Below are 18,698 nucleotides of genomic sequence, written 5' to 3'. Positions count from 1 at the left end.
AGCTAAAGAGCAGGAGCTTCATTCCCGAAGCATGGGCCATGAACCTGATTTATGACCTTTTATGCCTGCTCGTATGCCACATCTTCAGCTTCATCGGATACGCTGTCCAGTTTGCCTAACAGAGTACCCACCCTGTCGCTCCAGGAACTTAATTCCTGTTTCAGATGAGTGTTTTCGTCTTCCAGACGGTTATTGGTTGAACGCAATTCCTCAAGCTCCATTCGAGTGAGCTCAAGTTTGTCGATCAGGTTTTGAAGCTTGTTTTCAAGTTGGCTTAAGGATTCAATGGACATAGTTGTTACTTTTTCACCGGGAAATAGTTCGGACGAAATCAGCCTGTCTGTAACAGATAGCTGCCTGCCTATTCTAACGAAGCAGCAGTTTGGCAGGCTTCTGTGCAGTTAAGGGTGACTTTTACACTGGCTCTACGATAGCACATACTTCAGGCTAAGTTCAGATAAGTTACTTATATGCAGGCTATACTTGCGAAGTAATTACACAAGAATGAGGGTGATAGGCGAATGTTTATGACTCTGTTCTGAAGTGAATCTATCGTTTCAGAAATGCTTTGAAAACGACGAGCATCGCTTACCGGTTGAACAGTCTGCTACCGACTCATTACTTCCCTTTTCCTGATCCATCTCTAATGTCGGTGCAGCGGGACAACCTTCACGGTAATAAAGGTCGCTGGTGTGGCTCACAGGAATTTTACTGAAGTCATTCAGGAATCTTGATGCTTTTCAGAATTGCACAGGACAGCCAAAGATCCTGTGTAATAGAGGTGGAATGCCTCAAGGAGTTTTGCATGAGCGAAACGACACTACCCGACGCAACAATTGTCTCTGTTCTCAATGTCGAGGATGAAGCGATGAGGGCTTTTTACATCTCCCTGACCTGTAATCAGAGCGTCGACGAATACATTCAAGATCAGCATCTTTACTTTTCTTCACGTCAGGTAGAAGGTGTTTTCCTGAGTCATCTGCTGGCTTTGACGGAGTTGGCTCTGGACCGTTGTTTTCTGCTTAGCCACTAAAGAACCTGAGGTCTTGAGTCAGTATTTATTTTTTAATGGCTATTTTCTATTTCAGAAAAAGAGATTTCATCTTCATGGGGATGAAGTCATTTTTATTGAAAATGACACCTGCAATGAAGTATCAAACCAGGAATTTGATGTGATGAGTGTTGTTTCACTGAACTCACTCTTGCGATCTCCGGCTTGCATACTGACAAGTATCCATCAAATAGATACACTCCCCCGTTCTGAGGTTGCCGCAAAAGTGCTGCGCTATGCTCGCAACTTTTGCAGCAGCCTCTACCGATTGTGAATGCAGATTGGGTTTCCAGGTTAACTGTGTTCGTCTGATGATCATGCATGCCGATGGACAATCCGTGGAAAGCACCATGAGTAAAAGAACAGTTTTTCATCACTCGACGTGCTGAAAAGTGTTTCACGGTAACAAGTGATAGATAGGTAACTATGCCAGAAACTATTCCCCCTGACTCGGTGGGCCTGGTCGAACCCGAAACGGTTCATTTTGATCGGCCCCTTCGGCTAAGTTGTGGTCAAACCCTGAACGAATATGACCTGGTAATTGAAACCTATGGTGAGCTGAATACCGAAAAGAATAATGGTGTTTTGATTTGCCACGCGCTCAGTGGCCATCACCATGCAGCCGGTTATCACACCATGGAAGACCGTAAGCCTGGCTGGTGGGATAACTTTATTGGTCCCGGCAAGCCTCTGGATACCAATCACTTCTTTGTTGTCAGTCTGAACAATCTCGGGGGTTGTCATGGCAGCACAGGCCCGATCAGTATCAACCCACAAACTGGCAAACTCTACGGTTCTGATTTTCCCATACTGACTGTGGAAGATTGGGTCGAGAGCCAGGCCAGACTGGCAGATCATCTGGGTATTCTACAATGGGCTGCAGTGGTGGGTGGCAGTCTTGGCGGCATGCAAACGCTTTACTGGTCTATGGCTTATCCTGAACGTCTGCGTCATGCTGTAGTCATTGCCTCTGCACCGAAACTGTCGGCACAGAATATTGCCTTCAATGAAGTGGCCCGTCAGGCCATTCGCTCCGATGAAAACTTTCGGGATGGCCAATATCTTGAAGAGGGAACGCTACCCAAGAACGGCCTGGGATTAGCCAGGATGGTAGGCCACATCACCTATCTGTCCGATGATGCCATGGGACAGAAGTTTGGCCGTGAACTCAAGAGTGGGGAGTACAGTTTCGATTATGGCGCTCAGTTCCAGGTAGAGAGCTATCTCCGCTATCAGGGGGAACACTTCTCTGGCAGCTTTGATGCCAACACCTATCTGCTGATGACCCGGGCACTGGATTATTTTGATCCGGCCCGGAAGTTTAATGATGATCTTGCTCAGGCCCTGTCTCCAGCCAAAGCACACTTTTTGCTGGTTTCATTCACTACCGACTGGCGTTTCTCCCCGGAGCGTTCCAGGGAGATTGCCGATGCACTCCTGAAGGCGGGCAAGCAGGTCTCTTACATGGAAGTGGATGCTCCCCAGGGGCACGATGCATTCCTGATGAACATTCCCCGATATGTGAATGCCATTTCGGGCTATATGAAACGAGTCGCTGTCGAGTGCAAAGAGGCTGCTGTATGAGTAACCGCGTTGATTTTGCCATCATCAGTGACTGGATTGACCAGGGCAGTCGGGTTCTTGATCTGGTCTGCGGTGAAGGCACTCTGCTGGCAGACCTGGGCAAAAACAAGCAGGTTCGGGGTTATGGGCTGGAGATTAATCCACAGAATATTCAGAACTGTATTGAACGTGGCGTGAACGTTCTTGAGCAAAACATTGACCAGGGGTTGGACAATTTTGGCGATCAAAGTTTTGATACCGTGGTGATGACTCAAGCTCTACAGGCCTTGCAGTTTCCACATTTAGCACTCGATGAAATGCTGAGAGTGGGCCGGGAGTGCATTGTTACCTTCCCGAATTTTGGTCACTGGCGTTGCCGTTGGTATCTGGCTACCAAAGGTAGAATGCCGGTATCCAAATTTATGCCTTATACCTGGTATGACACACCTAATATACATTTCTGCACGTTTAAGGATTTTGAAGATCTTTGCCATCAGAAAAAGCTGAAGATCATTAATCGTATGGTAACAGATAGCGCCAACAGGGGAGGCTGGAGAACCCGCCTGCTGCCCAACCTGATGGGAGAAGTGGCTATCTATCATCTGACTCGAGGAGAGTGAAGTCATGGCTTGTGTAAGGCTGTTCAGTCTACTGTTGGCGCTGGCCGTTTTTTCGGGGGCCCATGCTGCCCCGGTACCCGAAGCCCGTGTCATGAATGACAAACCGGCCCGGTTTGGCGACTATGAAGTGTATTACAGTGCATTCCCCAGCACCTTTATTCAGCCCGGCATAGCCAAGACTTATGACCTGGAGCGCGGGCCAAAAAATGGCTTGGTCAATATGGTTGTCCGAAACGTCAGGGACAGTGAAGAAGGCAAGGCAGTAAAAGCCTCTTTTGATGGCAAAACCGCCAACCTTCTGGGTCAGCAGTCAGCGCTGAAATTCAGGGAAATCAGGGAAGGTGATGCCATCTATTATCTGGCAGGTTTCCGGTTCAGTAATGAAGAAATGCTAAAATTTACCATCAAAGTACACCCTGAAGGCGCCAGTCAGAGTCATACCATTCAGTTCAGCCAGAAATTTTACGAGGGTGGCCAGTGAAGTCATTGGTAAAAAAAGAGCTAAAGCAAGAGCCAAAGCAAGAGCCAAAGAAAGTAGTATTGGCCAGTGGTAATCAGGGCAAGCTGAAGGAGCTTCAGCAGATGCTCTCAGGGCTGGATTTTGAAGTGTTGGCTCAAAGTGAGTTCAGCGTAGGTTCTGCTGAGGAAACAGGGCTGACCTTTATAGAAAACGCTTTGATCAAGGCCAGAAATGCGGCAAAAATCACAGGTCTTGCAGCCATTGCTGATGACTCCGGGATTGAAGTGGATGCCCTGAATGGCCAGCCAGGTATTTACTCGGCACGATTTGCCGGTGAAGAGGCCACCGACAGAGAGAACAATCAGAAGCTCTTGCAGAGACTGGAAGGATTGCCCAAAGAGCAAAGAACCGCTCGTTTTCACAGTGTACTGGTCTACATGCGCCATGCAGAAGACCCCACTCCTCTGATATGTCATGGTAGCTGGGAGGGCTACATCCTGGAGGCGCCTTCTGGTGATCAGGGTTTTGGTTATGATCCTCTTTTTTATGTGCCTGATCAGAACTGTGCAGCGGCTGAACTCAGTCGGGAACAGAAAAACAGCATCAGCCACCGGGCAAAAGCCATGACACAGCTTTTGAAGCAGTTGAAACAACGCTTCTGACAGACGCTTGTTACTTTTTCTCTATGCGGCCGGTGATGACATCTGGTCGCTTTAATCACTTGACCTGATTCTCAATATGCTCGAACTTCCTCCATTGAGCCTTTACGTGCACATTCCCTGGTGTGTCAAAAAATGCCCTTACTGTGACTTCAACTCCCATGCGCTCAGCGATGGTATTCCAGAAGACGCTTATATCGATGCCCTGTTAACAGACTTTGACAGTGAAGTGAATACTCTCCAGGGAAGAGCGCTTTATACGATTTTCTTCGGAGGCGGTACCCCCAGTTTGATGTCTGCCAAAGGTTTTGATCGTTTTCTCTGTGAGCTGGAAAAGAGAATCCGTTTCTCGCCGGATATTGAAATCACCATGGAAGCCAACCCCGGCACCTATGAACATGACCGGTTCAAAGATTATCGAAAAGCCGGTATCAACCGATTGTCATTGGGGGTTCAGAGTTTTCAGGACGAAAAGCTCAAGACGCTGGGTCGTATTCACAGTTCAGATGAAGCGCGCAAGGCGATTGAGTCCCTGAGGGGGATGGGCTTTGACAACTTCAATATTGATCTGATGCACGGACTGCCCGGCCAGAGCATTCAGGACGGTCTGTCAGATCTGAAGAAAGCAATTGCACTGGAACCGACTCATATTTCCTGGTACCAGCTCACCATTGAACCCAATACGGTTTTCTACTCAAAACCTCCGGTCTTACCCGAGGACGATACCCTCTGGTCCATTCAGGAAAAAGGGTGGGATTTACTGGCAGAGGCAGGCTATCAGCAGTACGAGATTTCAGCCTATAGTCGTCCCGGCAGACAGGCAAAACATAATTTGAACTATTGGCAGTTTGGTGACTATATCGGCATTGGTGCGGGGGCTCATGGCAAGATGACCCAGCAGGAGACGGGCAGGATTTATCGAAACTGGAAAACCAGAATGCCCTCCGACTATCTGGCAGCGGATAAACCCTTTGAAGCGGGCAATAGAATATTGAATGAGGATGATCTGCCGATTGAGTTTATGATGAATGTTCTGCGTCTTAACCAGGGGGTTGATCACTCATTGTTTCAGCAAAGAACCGGAATGGCCTACTCAGACATAGACGCTCAATGTCGGCAAGCGATCCAAAAAGGTTTGCTCGAGCAAGATCGATTACAGCCAACGAAACAGGGACGACTCTTTTTGAATGATCTGCTGGCTCTGTTTACTGATGGATGATGTCCCCGCTCAATTAGCGACTGGACGCCATTTTCTGGAATCTGTTGCGAACTGTATCCTTACTCAAAACGAAGGGTGAACTATGGAATGGATAACAGACAACATTATTTTTCTGTCAAAGTTGGCTCGTGAGCATCTTGATGTTATCGCTATGGCCCTGACAGCAGTAGCAGTGGCCTTTGTGGGACGTTTTATTGCCTCATGGAGCACCGATTGGATGAACCGGCTTCATGCCGCTGTGAGAATTCCTGCAAGAGCTGTTTTGAATCTCGCCCTGTTTGGTGCAATCTTTTATTTTGCGCCTCAATGGCTCGGCAACTTACTGGGCTACTTCAATCATTACACTCTCGCTCCGGTATTGCTGGTGATCACAATCTGTGTCGGGATATTGTCGGAGAAACTGGGGCGTTGCTAAGAGGAGCAAAGCGATTGAAACTCTGCCCCTTCCGGGTGGGGTAAGATTTATTCTGTTCTCTCGAACAGCAGATCCCAAACTCCGTGACCCAGTCTTTGACCGCGCTTTTCAAACTTGGTCAGCGGTCTGAAGTCTGGCCTTGGTGCATACTGACTTTTACCTTCCTGATTTTTAAAACCTTCAGCGGCCGTCATGACTTCCATCATCTGTTCAGCATAGTTTTCCCAGTCTGTGGCCAGATGAATAACACCACCCAGAGCCAGTTTCGGTCTGATGGCTGCAATAAATTTGGGTTGAACCAGGCGACGCTTGTGATGACGCTTTTTGTGCCAGGGGTCAGGGAAATAAATCTGAACTCTGGACAGGCTGCCATCGGCTATGCATTCACGAAGCACTTCAACAGCATCGTCACAATAGCTGCGAACATTGGAAACACCTGCCAGCCGGGATTCATTCAACAGGCTGCCAACCCCCGGGCGATGCACTTCAATACCGATAAAATTCTTGTCGCTCTCGGCTTTTGCCATGGCAACCAGAGACAGACCCATGCCGTAGCCGATTTCCAGTACGACAGGTGCCTCCCGACCAAAGACTTCACGGATGTTTAATGGACCGTCTTCCTTTTGCAGGCCCCACTTGTCCCAGCATTCATCCCAGCCACGACGCTGCCCTGTGGTCATACGACCAGTGCGCAGGACAAAACTTTTTATTTCTCGACGTTTAGTCGCATCGGGGCTGTGATCAGGTTCAACTGGGTCGGTCATAAGAGGCACATAGTCTGCAAATGAAAAAGTCGGCGTAAGATACCTAAACTGCGTTAACTTGGAAACCTTCAGCTGTCGGATTCAGTTTTGCGTTTTGTTGTTCTCACAGGCAGGTTTTAAGTATCTTGCCTGTAGTCATGCCGGGAACGCCAGCATAAATGCTGCCAGGAATCTTCTGGTTGTCGGTTATTTACGTTTTTCTAAGGGTAGTAATTCAGAGGTTTCCATTTTTGATCCGGGTGGTTGTCTTTTGAACCACTTCACGGCTACGAGAACTGGCTGGGAATGGGAACGGGTTGGCAGTTCGAAGACTTGCTGGCAGCAAAAGTGGTGAAGTGTTTTCCCGAGGCTTATCCCAGAGCGGCAGATATCGCTATTCTGGCTGCGGCTGATTTTAACGAAGGATTTGCAGTGCCTGCTGAGCAGGCCAGACCTGTCTATCTCAGGGATAAAGTTGCTCTCAAGAAAAGTGAACGCTGAAATGCCTTTTCTTTGTTAACCATTCTTTGAAGCCGATATGTGCTGATATTACCCGGTAAGGGAGGGATGCTATCGTGGATAGCCTTCAGGTAATCATTCTTGCTCTGCTTCAGGGCCTGACAGAGTTTCTGCCAATTTCCAGTTCTGCTCATCTGATATTGCCTGCGCAGTTGTTGGGTTGGACGGATCAGGGGCTGGCATTTGATGTGGCTGTTCATATTGGCACATTGATCGCAGTTGTGGTCTATTTTCGTCAGGATTTGATCAGAATTGCCCTGGACTGGCTGGGCTCTGTGGCAGGTAAAGGCTCAACGGTGAACAGTCGTCTGGGTTGGTACCTGATTTCTGCGACCTTGCCAGCGGTTCTGTTTGGTTTTGCCCTGAAGTCTGTGGGTCTTGATGAGGCTATGCGCAGCATTGCTGTCATTGCAGGAACAACCATGATTTTTGGTGCTCTTCTGGGTTGGGCTGACTATAAAGGGAAAAAAATACAGCCTATTGAAACGTTGAACTTCCGTCAGGCTATGATCATTGGCTTTGCTCAGGCTATTGCCTTGATTCCGGGAACGTCTCGCTCAGGTATTACTATAACAGCTGGCCTGATGCTCGGCTTGACTCGTGAGGCGGCAGCCCGCTTTTCATTTTTGTTATCCATTCCGGTCATACTGGGGGCGGGGCTGCTTCTGACACTGGATCTGATTAAATCCACAGAGCCGGTCGACTGGGGCATACTGTTCTCTGGTGCCCTGATAGCAGGTGTCAGCGCCTGGATCTGTATGCATCTCTTTCTGTCATTTATCAATCGAATCGGATTGATGCCTTTCGTGATCTATCGCTTTGCTCTCGTTGCTGTACTGATGGCTGTTATGATGTTCTGACCATCAGTATGGTTATGGCTAAAGGCACAGCCATCTATCCTGCCGTATGGGTGAGTTTATCTACTGAATACTCACTTTTTTGTTATTAAAAAGTGGCTTCTTCTGCCTGTAAATTCCAGTTGATCATTTGTGTAAACAGGCTTTACTTCTTATTAATCGTAATTGGGGACTGTTCAGAAAAGACTGCGTCTGTTTCAGACTGATCTGAATGAAAGCACTTTTTCATAGGACGGACTACTGCACTTGGGTATACGGTTAAGTACGAAAGATCAGTGCCAGCACAGTTGAAGAATTGGTTCAGCTCCTACTCACTGTCCTAAAACCAGGAGATTTGAATGAGCAGTATTCGTCAGGGCATCAATAAAGTATTTCGCCGCCAGACATACCAGGTTGTGAAACCGAGCGAGCATTCCGATACTTCTCCAGACCTCGCCGTCGAACTTGAAAAGTACCGCTCCAGAGATCACTGGAACAGGTTTTGTGAACGCTTGCTACTATCCTCCTTAAAGAGCCTCACACAAAGCGTTCTAATTGAATGCGACAAACACGGAATTGAGGCACAGGAATGGGCGTCTGGTGTTGAAGACGAGTTGCGTTTTTGGTGGGATGGCCTTTCCAGGAATATGCTTGCGGCTCATCATGAAGACTTCCGAAAAGAGTTTCTGCTGGACTTTCCTTTTCAATATGAGGACTCATTACCCGGAAATGCAGAAGGTCATATAGAAATCCTCGATATGGGCTGTGCGCTGAAGCCAGCGGTTGGGCGTCTCCTCAACCAGCAAAAGCTGGACATAATAGCCGCTGACCCACTGGCATGTGCCTACAACACATTGATGGATATCTACGGTCTTGAGCGCGGCTACGACCTGGTTTTTGGTGTAGCAGAGAAAACGGCTGACCTGTTCGGGCAAGAACGGTTTGATTTCATTCTTGCACAGAACTCTATCGATCATGGATACGACCCAATACTTTCCTTTGAGCAGATTTGCAGGGCGTTGAAGGTTGATGGTGCCGCTCGCTTCCAGCATTTTGTAAATGAGGCGGAAACGCAAGACTATTCAGGATTCCACCAATGGAACATCGAAAAACACAGTGATTCCACACTGAGGGTCTGGAACCGTGGCAGCAGTCAGGTCGTTGACTTTAGTGTATATGGCTGCGAGGTTAGCGTGAACGAATTCGTCTATGAACGGTTCAAAACAGAGGAAACTGTTGGCATCAATGTTCAGGTCAAGAAGGTCAAAAGTGTGGTTTGACGTCTAAAGTATTAAGCCAAATCACCTGCACGTGATGTGCAGCTCCTGCGCGGTGTCAGGCAAGGATTTTGCGCAACATCACAGCGGTCCTCAGCGCCATTCATTGCGTTATTTGACACAGCATTGATCTGCTGGGAAGTCTGCGTTTTCTGCCAAAAATTGTAATTCCACACTTTTCGGACAAGACTGTGTCTGTTTCAGACTGATCATAATGAGAACATTTTTTCATCGACAGCGCTGAGACATCGACTCATGACCCGAGATTGCTCCCTGAGGAATTGACATGACTCTGAGAATTAATGACGTTGCCCCTGATTTTGCGGCTCAAACTACCCAAGGCTCCATCCACTTTCATGACTGGATAGGTGATTCCTGGGCCATCTTATTCTCCCATCCAAAAGACTTTACACCCGTTTGTACGACAGAGCTTGGCTATATGGCTCGACTGCAACCAGAGTTCGAAAGACGCAATTGTAAGCTCATTGGCCTGAGTGTGGATCCTGTTGATGATCATGAACGCTGGGCCAGAGACATTGAGGAAACCCAGGGGTACCTGCCCCAGTACCCAATGATTGGCGATACGGACCTTAACGTAGCGAAGCTATACAATATGTTGCCTGCTGACGCTGGAGATACCTCAGAAGGGAGAACAGCTGCCACCAATGCTACGGTAAGAACCGTGTTTATCATTGGGCCTGACAAGCAGATTAAACTGATGATGACCTATCCAATGACCACTGGCAGAAATTTTGATGAGATCCTTCGCTCACTGGATTCTATTCAGCTAACCAGCCGTTGCAGCGTGGCTACGCCAGTGAATTGGCAGCCTGGTGAGGATGTGATCATTCCACCTTCGGTTACGGAAGAAGAAGCCAGAAAGCAATTCCCGGAAGGTTGGATGACACTGAAGCCTTACCTGAGGATGGTAGCTCAGCCTGATTGATGCTGGAATGAATGTCTAAACCACAAATAAAAACAGCAGACCATGAATCTGCTGTTTTTGTCTGTGGTTTGCAGTTTCAAAAAATGGGTCTGGCGGCCTTTCAAACTCATGTCAAGAAGGCAAGGGGCTCTGGGCTCGCTTTACTGAAATTCATGCTCTAAAGACTGCTTCCGACGGGTTCCCGGGAGAAGTGATTCGAGGTTTTCAAATGCTTCCCCAGTGATAAAATTCAACCTACCTCAACATGTTGTGAGCAAAAGGCGAATGGCCAGTTCTGTCGTAGTACAAAATCATCCGGATCCTGATAAGCAGGCCTATCTTGATACGCTGCTTCGTGCAATGGATGAAACCTGTCTTATTATGAATCCAGCTGGCTGTGAGGAAGATCAACTTCTTCTTGGTTTTGAAGATGATCGTCTTTCCCTGAAGCGGGCTAATGGCAAGGAAAACCCCATCAGTGTTGACTTTGTGGGTGGCAAGGCGGGCCATAGAAGAAAGTTCGGCGGCGGGAAAAGCCAGGATATAGCCAAAGCGGTGGGCTTGAATAAAGGTGTCAAACCTCATGTGCTGGATGCCACAGGAGGGCTTGGTCGAGACGCATTCGTGCTGGCCTCGCTGGGTTGCAAGGTGACCATCATTGAGCGTTCTCCCGTCATCGCCGCTTTGCTGGAAGACGGTATCAGAAGGGCGATGGAAGATCGGGAGGTCTCGGAGATTGCCGGACGTATGCTGTTGATTAAACAAGACAGTCGTCGTGCAATGGAGTCGAGTATGTCCGCTGGAAAACAGTTCGATGTCGTCTATCTGGACCCCATGTTTCCGCATAAAGGGAAATCGGCACAAGTTAAAAAGGAAATGAAAATCTTTCAGGCGTTATTATCGGGTGATCCTGATGCAGATGAGCTGCTTGAGCCTGCGCTGAAACTGGCCCGATACCGGGTAGTGATTAAAAGGCCCAGGCTATCACCGGAATTGGGCAATGCTTCGCCCACCTACAAACTGCAAGGGAAGGCATGCAGGTACGATATCCATGCTCTTAAGGCATTTGAGTAAAGGTTGTGAATTAAGTATCCAGCGACCGCCATCTTTCAATATCCGCTAAATCCGATGGTGAAAGATGGCGTCTGCACGGGCGCTGTAACGGCAGTGAGTTAATGCTCTTTGATAGGAGTAGGTTGTGTTTTGGTGGTTTGCAGTATGCTGTGGCGGACTTCGCTGGTCAGAACCTTGAAGGCTTCATCGGCGACCATTTTGACTTCATCGCCAAAGTTGAGTTTGTTAGTCTGGGTAATCTCCACTACGTTATTGAGCCGTAATTGCTCGATAAAGTTTTTGAACAGAGCTTTGTCAAAGAACTCGGGAGCATTCAACCCGTGGATAATGGACAGCCTCTGAGCCAGGACTCGACTCTGGTTTTCCAGTGTCTCCTGTTTAATGTTGCCATTGTCATTACTGATCAGCAGGCTGATGACCATGAAAAAGCGCTCGAGCGTCTGGGCAATGGCACGGGAAAGCACTGTCAGAGTGACAAACTGAGCTGAACTGTACTCAGGCTGACGGTAGTAGCCGTCATGGTCGCTGATAATCAGGCCTTCGCTTTCCAATGTTTCCAGCCATTTGACGACCACTTTCAGGAAACTTCTTTTGCTCCACTTCAGAAAGAGTTCAGATTTAAGATAAGGGTACAAAATGGAGCAGACCCGGAAAATTTCTCTCTGCGTCATGGCGCTGTTATTAATAAACAGACAACTGAGCAGGGAAGGCACGGCAAACATATGCAGTACGTTATTCCGGTAATAGGTCATCATGACAGCGGTCTTTTCGTCAAGGCTGTAGACATCACCCAGAGAATCACTGAATTTATTGAGTAAATCCAGCTTCTCCGCATAGCGGATGACGCCATAGCCATCCATATCAGTAATAACGGTCTTGTCGCTGTAGGGGGATTTGCTGAGCAGCCGCTGATAGATCTCTATCAGCAATACCAACTCCTGTTCACCCAGGGCATGACGAGGCGATGAAAGCAGGGCCATGGCGACCAGATTAACCGGGTTGATGACAGCAGCTGAGTTGATCTCGCTGGCAATTTTGAATGCCAGAGTATTGGTCGCTTGCTTTAACCACTTTGGTTTAAAGCCTTCAGACTGATCTTCCTGCCATTGAGGAACTTCCTTATCCATGAATTCACCCATGCTGACAGGGTTGCCAAAGTTGATCCAGGCTTTGCCAAACTGATCCTTCAATGCTGCCAGTGTTCGCACAACGTCCAGAGGGGACTCTTTTTTCTTACTTTTGCCCCTTAGTTCACTCATGTAAGTGCTGACTTCCAGCAACTTCTCATAACCAATATAAACCGGCACAAACACTATGGGCTTGCGATTATCTCTAAGGTAGCTTCTCATGCTGATAGAGAGCATGCCGGTTTTCGGGTTCAGAGTCCGACCGGTTCTGGAGCGGCCGCCCTCAACAAAATATTCAATGGGGAATCCGCGACTGGACAGGGTATGCATGTATTCATGAAAGACGGCACTGTAAAGGGGGTTGCCTCTGAAGGTTCTTCTCATGAAGAAAGCCCCACCTTTACGGAGAATGGTACCCACGATGGGCATATTCAGGTTGATACCGGCAGCAATATGGGGAGGCGTCAGTCCCTCATAGTAAAGAGCATAGGAAAGCAGCAGGTAGTCGATATGGCTGCGGTGACAGGGCACGTATACAATACTGTGCTTCCGGGAAAGTGCTTTGATCGGTTCAATGTTATTGATCGACAGGCCGTCGTAGAGTTTGTTCCAGAACCAGGTCAATAGAATATCCAGGAATCTGAGGACCGGATAAGAATAGTCAGATGCGATTTCATTGGCGTACTGCCGAGCCTTGTTTTCAGCCTCAATCAGGGTAATTTCCTGGGCGGCGGCTTCGGTCTCTATGGCTTTGCGAATCTGTGGAGTATGGAGCAGACCATTGACCAGTATTCTCCGGTGAGAGAGATCAGGACCAATGACAGACTCCCTGAGCTGACGAAAGTGTACCCTGAGAATTCGACCCACCTTGCGTAGTGTGCGGGTATGTTCCTGACCTTCATCCACCATGTCTCTCAGGGACATGGCCGGGTTAAAGTGAACCATGGTCTGTCTGCCATGAAGCAGGATGGCCATAAACTTTCTGAAGCGCCCTCCCAGACTGAAGTTCCAGTCAAAAAGGAGTTTCAGGGCGGACTGCTCTTTATCCGGAGCCCGTCCCCAGAAAATACTAACAGGAACCAACTGTACGTCCCGGTCGGGATGCTCCTCGGTTTCCTTGAGCAGGTTTGCCAGTGTATCTGCCGTTTCCGGATGCTCTCGCTGAAGCAAAACACCTCGTTGTTGAGTCAGGTAAAAATAGGCTTGATCACCGTTCTTGCACTCTTTGTGAATAAACGCATAGGGACGAGGAAGACCGGCTTTTCGACACTCCTGCTCAACCACCATCAGATCAGACAGGGAGCGGTTACGAAGTACGTAGCAGACAGTCTTGTCTGGTTGAATCCCAAGACTTTCTGTAGTGTTGTTATGAACTGTTGTTCTGACCCAGATGAATAACAGCTTTCTCAAGCTATGAAACAAAACGCGACTGAGAGTATTGGGTTTGTGCATTGGGCTGGCTGCGGCCTGAAATCAAGAGGGTAAATGGCTACCGGTGGATTCTAGCTTGAATAGAGGCAGTGGCGCAAAGAAGAAAGTGTATATTTGCCGGATTGAAAGCACGCCCGTAAGGCAATTATTCTTTCCTGACAGGGAAAGCCATGGGTAAAAACCAGAGATGCTGAGTAGCTTCTCTGGCGGCAATAAGATGTCAGAGGGCATTTGGCCAGGAAACTGTGCTTTCTTCACCTGTTTCCGTCATCTGCCACCATTCATCCATATCTTCACCGTCTGACCAGGGGGCCGCATTGGCTCTCACCCGGCATTTGGCAAACTGGTTCAGGCTTCTGGCACAGGCCATGTCATCACTCCATGGGGTTTTATTGGCTTTGAACCAGATGCTGGTCCAGGCTTTGCCAACAGCGCCCTCAACAATCATGACGGGCGCTGATCCTTCCTCGCCATGCAGCAGAAAGTCGTGAACTTTCTTGCCGCTACTCAGCACTTCAAGAGTATCAAAATGAGCTCTGAGCCATTTCCGGATCATCTCCAGGCTCAGGTCTTTGGCATAGATTTCAATATCTTCAATGTTATTCATAGAGGGTTATAGCGTTATAAATGGAGCATAAATTTACGTCAGGAGTCGCTTCAGGATGCCCTGATAAATCCTGTCGAGATGATTAAGGTCACCGGCTTTGATGCATTCATTTACTTTATGGATGGTTTTATTGACCGGCCCCAGCTCAACCACCTGGGCACCGGTTGGCGCTATGAAGCGGCCATCGGAGGTACCACCGGAGGTCGACAGCTCAGCATCCAGGCCGGTTTCAGCTTTGATGGATGCTTTGGCGGCATTTACCAGTGCACCGGGGCGGGTAAGGAATGGCTGGCCGCTGACATGCCATTCAATATCGTATTCAAGGTCATGTCTATCCAGAATGGCCAGCACTCTTTCTTGCAGCGCTTTATCAGTGACTTCGGGAGAAAAACGGAAGTTAAAGTTGACTTCGCACTTTCCGGGAATCACATTGCTGGCACCTTCTCCGGCATGAATATGCCAGATCTGGAAGCTGGTGGGCGGGAAGAACTCATTACCCTGGTCCCACTCTTCGCCAGTCAACTCTGATAGCGCCAATGCCACTTCATGAACCGGGTTTCTCGCCAGATGTGGGTAAGCGACGTGTCCCTGAATACCATGAATTACCAAGTGACCGTGCATTGAGCCGCGGCGTCCATTTTTGATGATATCGCCCACCTGATGGGTGCTGGAGGGTTCGCCTACGATGCACCAGTCTATCTTTTCGTTACGGGCTTCCAGGTACTCAATGACTTTTACGGTTCCATGCCGGGCAGGGCCCTCTTCATCGCTGGTAATCAGGAAAGCGATAGAGCCTTTATGGTCAGGGTTTCCAGCAACAAAAGTCTCACAGGCTGTCACCATGGCAGCCAGACTGCCTTTCATATCGGCTGAACCACGTCCCTGCAACATGCCTTTTTCATCGACAAAGGGAGAAAAGGGAGGGTTATCCCACTTTTCTACAGGACCCGTGGGGACAACGTCGGTATGACCGGCAAATGCCAGTACCGGCGCAGTGTCTCCCCTGCGAAGCCAGATGTTTTCGACGTCGCCAAACCGCAGTTTCTCTACTTTGAAACCCAGTGGTTCCAGGCGGCTGATCATCAGATCCTGACAGCCCTCATCTTCGGGAGTGACGGAGGGACGCTGAATCAGATCTATGGCAAGTTCAATCGTGGGGGTCATGTGCGGTTTGTCTGTTCTATGGTTTACAGTTTTTCACTTGGAACGGTGATTGTACCACGTCATGAACTTGCCAGCCGAGCCAATAAAGTCTCCGGAATACCAGGGTTTTCAGTTTTGTTCCCCTGGCTATCAACAAGACATTGGCTCAGCCCAAGATCAAGACCAAAGGCTTAATCGATCTTGATCTTGGTAGGGTCGGCCAGATCCGATAACGCTTTTAGCGTCATTGATTTCTGTAATTCATCGGTTGAAGACTGCTCCAGTTTTTCACAAGCATTCTCGAAGGCTTGTGGCTCAAGGTAACACACCTTAAAAATTGTTTTCAGCCTTTCTGCCAGTTCAATTCTTTCCGCACGAACACAAAAGTCAATGAGCGGGTTGAGCAGGAACAATTTGTCTTTGACCGGTCCGGAAAGCAGACAGGTATAACACCGGATGAAACTCTCGAAACCTACAATCTTGTGAGGTTCCATGCGATCAACATCGACCAGAGTTTGTTGCAAAATATCCAGAACGGTGTCTTTAATTATCTGATGGTCAGCTGCCCCGGGATATCCCTGTTCTAGCAGTTTCACGACAGAGCCCCGGTAAAATGGATCCCTGAGGGCTTTGCAAAGATCCTTGTCGTTAAGGCGGATACTGACCGATGCAATTTCTTTATCCCATTCATTCGCCCATTTCTCCGCCCAAGTGAAATGACCCCTGGTAACCAAGAGATTCAGGAGGGAGTAAGCCAGCTCTGCATCCTTGATGCCGAATTTGAAAAATTCCATAAAACACTTCCCAATATCCTCAAAATCTCTTTCGTCCAGTTTTCGCAGCCATTTGGAGTCTCCCAGGCATTTTTCCAGCCCGTCAGCGAGCGTTTTCCTGGCAATCTCCATGGTTTGATGATCTTGCATATTTGCCAGGGCCAGTATCGCTTTGCCGTGGTCATGAAAGTAGTGTCCGTGAGGTTCGTCGGTATGTTTAGTGTATGGCGCTTCATTCTGGACCAGTTTAGCGAGGGCTACCTGAAAATGATTTGCTTCCAGAGTTGCCTGATGTTTATTTTTAAAATACTGGGCATGTGGCAAATCTCCCCGGACGACAAAAAGATTCAGAGCTGAATTCGCCAGTGCATTACCACCATTGCCACAGCTGGTCACCAAAGAGTCGATAAGCTTTTTCAGCTTTACGTACTCTTTTTCGGGTATTTTACGAATAGATGGATAATTATCCTGCAAAATGGTTTTAAGGTTATCTTTGGCTAATTGCGCAGCTTGATCCGGAGATGACAGTTTCAGCGATGCCAGCAATGATTTTACCCGGGCGGCATCTTTTGCATCTATGGCCTCTGCCAGAGCAGGTAAAACCTCTGTTAGTTCCATCGGACTTACTGGTTGTGAATCGGCTGTCAGTTTGGAGCCCGTGTGTGCGGAGCTGCCGGAGACAGAAGAAGCGATTGTCCTTTCCGAAAGCGCTGCTGCAGCAGTCACTGTACCCGTTTCTCCGTAGCCAATAGCGCGGAAGAAACCGTTATAGATAGCGCCAAACCAGCTGTTTACAGCCCTTCCGTTTTCAGCCCTTCCTGAGCTTTCTGTTGACTGGACAGATAGCTCCTGCCTGATCGAGCTGTTCTGTTGCAGTGTTGATTGGGAATTAACAGGTTGCATAATTTGTACCTCTCTGAGTTTAATTGAATTTAATTTAATATTGTCAATGTCATCTTGGACAACACAAAGTGCAACTAGTTCCAGACAATCAAAATAGAAGAGCCAAACGTGTTTTCTCTTTCAATCATTGCAGGGACGATACCGATAATCCCATTATCAACCAGCACACTGGCAAAGTACTTACCAGACGGATTCTGCTAACAAGGGTGTCCATTTCTCTGACCTATAAATGAACTCTTCGGAACCTTCTGGCGTCTAATTAATAACGAGCGGTATCGCAATACCTGACTTGCTACTCAAGGTGCTTTTCAGAGGAGTCAAAGTGCTATGAATCGATTACACCATTTATTACTGACGAGTCTGCTATTTTTTTCTGTCCAGGTTTTTGGCGGGGAATTCTCACCCGGCTATCCGTCGGCATACCGCTACTACCCAGAGCTGGCAGGTGCACTTGATAAAGACTTGGATGGCTTGCTCTCTTATGATGAGCTTATTGAGGGCTACCATGCACCGTATCTGAACAAAGACCTTTATCAAACCATCAGGCTCTACCTTGTTAATTTCGAGTCATGGCAAAACCCTGTCACTGCCTCATTAAACAGGGAGAGCATCGAGCTGGCTGAACTGTCGGGGCGAGTCGCAAAGTATCACCACGAGAAAGACAACATCTTCTGGGATGCCTGGCTTGCAAAGCCCGAACGGCAACTGTTTGCCGAGGGCTATAGACGACTTTTTCCCCACGGTCTGACCAGTGTTACTGCGGATAATCTCCTGCAGGAGTATTTTCCAGATTGTGTTCTGATCGCTTCGCTGACCTCAATAGTCAGCTCAGAAACGGGAAAAAGGCTCACATTCAATTACTTTTACCCCATCGATGAACAGACGTTTGAAATTGTTTTTCCCGGGATTGGTAGAGGTGAGGTGATTCAATTCAGAGAAGTTGAGCGTTACTCACACTTTGCCAAAACACGCGACGGCGGTAACTGGCTGGCGATGCTGGAGGCCGCTTTTGCTCATCTGTCGAAAAGATATTATAACAAACGCGGAGGAGATGATCAGGTGCGATTCCAGTATCATCAATATTCTGAGCTGGACCGGGTACTCCCATCAATAGCCATTGAGGCACTCATGAATTCGCCTTCCTGGCACATCAACCCGCAATTTGATACTCAGTATCGGTTAAAGAAACTACTCAACTCTTTTGTGGATGATGAAAAAATAGCAACTTTTTATATTGCCCCAGAGTTGTCAGCCCCCTTGAAGCTAAGGCCATTCGCGGGAATCAAACCCCAACACAGCTATAGTCTGATTGGTTATGACAAAGAAAAAGAGATTGTTTATATTCGTGACCCC

19 protein-coding genes are annotated in these 18,698 nt (G+C 48.2%); 13 read left to right on the top strand and 6 right to left on the bottom strand.

Annotated elements, in window-relative coordinates; genetic code table 11:
• Positions 1 to 59: 59 nt before the first annotated feature.
• Positions 60 to 293 carry a cell division protein ZapB gene (locus KDK16_RS07785; RefSeq protein WP_257275442.1) on the bottom strand — a complete coding sequence of 78 codons (234 nt, stop codon included), beginning with the start codon at positions 291 to 293 and terminating at the stop codon, positions 60 to 62.
• Positions 294 to 805: 512 nt separating this feature from the next.
• Here KDK16_RS07785 and KDK16_RS07780 point away from each other — a divergent pair.
• The 7 genes from KDK16_RS07780 to KDK16_RS07750 all read left to right on the top strand — a co-directional run bounded on the left by KDK16_RS07780 (position 806) and on the right by KDK16_RS07750 (position 5,987).
• The gene (locus KDK16_RS07780) at positions 806 to 1,033 is read left to right on the top strand and encodes a hypothetical protein (protein ID WP_257275441.1); all 228 of its coding nucleotides are present in this window, start codon (positions 806 to 808) and stop codon (positions 1,031 to 1,033) included.
• 444 nt (positions 1,034 to 1,477) lie between these two features.
• Positions 1,478 to 2,635 carry a homoserine O-acetyltransferase gene (locus KDK16_RS07775; RefSeq protein WP_257275440.1) on the top strand — a complete coding sequence of 386 codons (1,158 nt, stop codon included), beginning with the start codon at positions 1,478 to 1,480 and terminating at the stop codon, positions 2,633 to 2,635.
• Positions 2,632 to 3,234 carry a methionine biosynthesis protein MetW gene (gene metW, locus KDK16_RS07770; protein ID WP_257275438.1) on the top strand — a complete coding sequence of 201 codons (603 nt, stop codon included), beginning with the start codon at positions 2,632 to 2,634 and terminating at the stop codon, positions 3,232 to 3,234. The genes KDK16_RS07775 and metW overlap by 4 nt, the downstream gene beginning before the upstream one ends.
• A gap of 4 nt (positions 3,235 to 3,238) precedes the next feature.
• Complete coding sequence (locus KDK16_RS07765; protein ID WP_257275437.1) at positions 3,239 to 3,715, top strand: DUF4426 domain-containing protein; 477 nt, start codon at positions 3,239 to 3,241, stop codon at positions 3,713 to 3,715.
• Positions 3,712 to 4,356, top strand: coding sequence for an XTP/dITP diphosphatase (locus KDK16_RS07760; protein WP_257275436.1), 645 nt, complete (start codon positions 3,712 to 3,714; stop codon positions 4,354 to 4,356). Before KDK16_RS07765 ends, KDK16_RS07760 begins: the two co-directional genes overlap by 4 nt.
• A 76-nt stretch (positions 4,357 to 4,432) precedes the next feature.
• Complete coding sequence (gene hemW, locus KDK16_RS07755; protein ID WP_257275435.1) at positions 4,433 to 5,572, top strand: radical SAM family heme chaperone HemW; 1,140 nt, start codon at positions 4,433 to 4,435, stop codon at positions 5,570 to 5,572.
• Between the two features lie 82 nt (positions 5,573 to 5,654).
• Positions 5,655 to 5,987, top strand: coding sequence for a DUF3392 family protein (locus KDK16_RS07750; RefSeq protein WP_257275434.1), 333 nt, complete (start codon positions 5,655 to 5,657; stop codon positions 5,985 to 5,987).
• A gap of 47 nt (positions 5,988 to 6,034) precedes the next feature.
• On the opposite strand, the gene trmB is transcribed toward KDK16_RS07750, so the two are convergent.
• Entirely contained in the window at positions 6,035 to 6,751 is a 717-nt protein-coding gene (gene trmB / locus KDK16_RS07745; protein WP_257275433.1) for a tRNA (guanosine(46)-N7)-methyltransferase TrmB, read from the bottom strand.
• Positions 6,752 to 6,994: 243 nt separating this feature from the next.
• On the opposite strand from trmB, the gene KDK16_RS07740 reads away from it, so the two are divergent.
• The 5 genes from KDK16_RS07740 (at position 6,995) to KDK16_RS07720 (ending at position 11,361) form a co-directional block, all read left to right on the top strand.
• The gene (locus KDK16_RS07740; RefSeq protein WP_257275431.1) at positions 6,995 to 7,231 is read left to right on the top strand and encodes a hypothetical protein; all 237 of its coding nucleotides are present in this window, start codon (positions 6,995 to 6,997) and stop codon (positions 7,229 to 7,231) included.
• Positions 7,232 to 7,305: 74 nt separating this feature from the next.
• Complete coding sequence (locus KDK16_RS07735; protein WP_257275430.1) at positions 7,306 to 8,109, top strand: undecaprenyl-diphosphate phosphatase; 804 nt, start codon at positions 7,306 to 7,308, stop codon at positions 8,107 to 8,109.
• A gap of 335 nt (positions 8,110 to 8,444) precedes the next feature.
• Positions 8,445 to 9,365 (top strand): class I SAM-dependent methyltransferase, encoded by a 921-nt coding sequence (locus KDK16_RS07730; RefSeq protein ID WP_257255442.1) that lies wholly within the window; start codon positions 8,445 to 8,447, stop codon positions 9,363 to 9,365.
• 283 nt (positions 9,366 to 9,648) lie between these two features.
• The gene (locus tag KDK16_RS07725; RefSeq protein WP_257255441.1) at positions 9,649 to 10,308 is read left to right on the top strand and encodes a peroxiredoxin; all 660 of its coding nucleotides are present in this window, start codon (positions 9,649 to 9,651) and stop codon (positions 10,306 to 10,308) included.
• A 264-nt stretch (positions 10,309 to 10,572) separates the two neighbouring features.
• Positions 10,573 to 11,361, top strand: a complete 789-nt coding sequence (locus tag KDK16_RS07720; RefSeq protein WP_257255439.1) for a class I SAM-dependent methyltransferase — start codon at positions 10,573 to 10,575, stop codon at positions 11,359 to 11,361.
• A 98-nt stretch (positions 11,362 to 11,459) separates the two neighbouring features.
• Here KDK16_RS07720 and plsB read toward each other — a convergent pair whose 3' ends face one another.
• The 4 genes from plsB to KDK16_RS07700 all read right to left on the bottom strand — a co-directional run bounded on the left by plsB (position 11,460) and on the right by KDK16_RS07700 (position 17,345).
• Positions 11,460 to 13,940, bottom strand: coding sequence for a glycerol-3-phosphate 1-O-acyltransferase PlsB (gene plsB / locus KDK16_RS07715; protein ID WP_257275428.1), 2,481 nt, complete (start codon positions 13,938 to 13,940; stop codon positions 11,460 to 11,462).
• A gap of 199 nt (positions 13,941 to 14,139) precedes the next feature.
• Positions 14,140 to 14,526: a hypothetical protein gene (locus tag KDK16_RS07710; protein ID WP_257254534.1), complete on the bottom strand. Its 387-nt coding sequence runs from the start codon at positions 14,524 to 14,526 to the stop codon at positions 14,140 to 14,142.
• A gap of 33 nt (positions 14,527 to 14,559) precedes the next feature.
• A complete protein-coding gene (dapE, locus tag KDK16_RS07705; RefSeq protein WP_257254533.1) occupies positions 14,560 to 15,690 on the bottom strand; it encodes a succinyl-diaminopimelate desuccinylase in 1,131 nt (376 codons plus the stop codon).
• 170 nt (positions 15,691 to 15,860) lie between these two features.
• Positions 15,861 to 17,345: a hypothetical protein gene (locus KDK16_RS07700; RefSeq protein WP_257254532.1), complete on the bottom strand. Its 1,485-nt coding sequence runs from the start codon at positions 17,343 to 17,345 to the stop codon at positions 15,861 to 15,863.
• 327 nt (positions 17,346 to 17,672) lie between these two features.
• Here KDK16_RS07700 and KDK16_RS07695 point away from each other — a divergent pair.
• On the top strand, positions 17,673 to 18,698 hold a 1,026-nt coding region (locus KDK16_RS07695), incomplete at its 3' end, for a hypothetical protein (protein ID WP_257275427.1).

The organism is Endozoicomonas sp. SESOKO4, assembly GCF_024606275.1.
The sequence above is the reverse complement of the archived record's forward strand: the minus strand, read 5'-3'. Positions and strand labels throughout refer to the sequence as shown.

Bases quoted from the DNA above. Each gene is read 5' to 3' on its own strand.
- KDK16_RS07785 (WP_257275442.1), bottom strand. From the start codon at position 293: ATGTCCATTGAATCCTTAAGCCAACTTGAAAACAAGCTTCAAAACCTG.
- KDK16_RS07780 (WP_257275441.1), top strand. From the start codon at position 806: ATGAGCGAAACGACACTACCCGACGCAACAATTGTCTCTGTTCTCAAT.
- KDK16_RS07775 (WP_257275440.1), top strand. From the start codon at position 1,478: ATGCCAGAAACTATTCCCCCTGACTCGGTGGGCCTGGTCGAACCCGAA.
- metW (WP_257275438.1), top strand. From the start codon at position 2,632: ATGAGTAACCGCGTTGATTTTGCCATCATCAGTGACTGGATTGACCAG.
- KDK16_RS07765 (WP_257275437.1), top strand. From the start codon at position 3,239: ATGGCTTGTGTAAGGCTGTTCAGTCTACTGTTGGCGCTGGCCGTTTTT.
- hemW (WP_257275435.1), top strand. From the start codon at position 4,433: ATGCTCGAACTTCCTCCATTGAGCCTTTACGTGCACATTCCCTGGTGT.
- KDK16_RS07750 (WP_257275434.1), top strand. From the start codon at position 5,655: ATGGAATGGATAACAGACAACATTATTTTTCTGTCAAAGTTGGCTCGT.
- trmB (WP_257275433.1), bottom strand. From the start codon at position 6,751: ATGACCGACCCAGTTGAACCTGATCACAGCCCCGATGCGACTAAACGT.
- KDK16_RS07730 (WP_257255442.1), top strand. From the start codon at position 8,445: ATGAGCAGTATTCGTCAGGGCATCAATAAAGTATTTCGCCGCCAGACA.
- KDK16_RS07725 (WP_257255441.1), top strand. From the start codon at position 9,649: ATGACTCTGAGAATTAATGACGTTGCCCCTGATTTTGCGGCTCAAACT.
- KDK16_RS07720 (WP_257255439.1), top strand. From the start codon at position 10,573: ATGGCCAGTTCTGTCGTAGTACAAAATCATCCGGATCCTGATAAGCAG.
- plsB (WP_257275428.1), bottom strand. From the start codon at position 13,940: ATGCACAAACCCAATACTCTCAGTCGCGTTTTGTTTCATAGCTTGAGA.
- KDK16_RS07710 (WP_257254534.1), bottom strand. From the start codon at position 14,526: ATGAATAACATTGAAGATATTGAAATCTATGCCAAAGACCTGAGCCTG.
- dapE (WP_257254533.1), bottom strand. From the start codon at position 15,690: ATGACCCCCACGATTGAACTTGCCATAGATCTGATTCAGCGTCCCTCC.
- KDK16_RS07700 (WP_257254532.1), bottom strand. From the start codon at position 17,345: ATGCAACCTGTTAATTCCCAATCAACACTGCAACAGAACAGCTCGATC.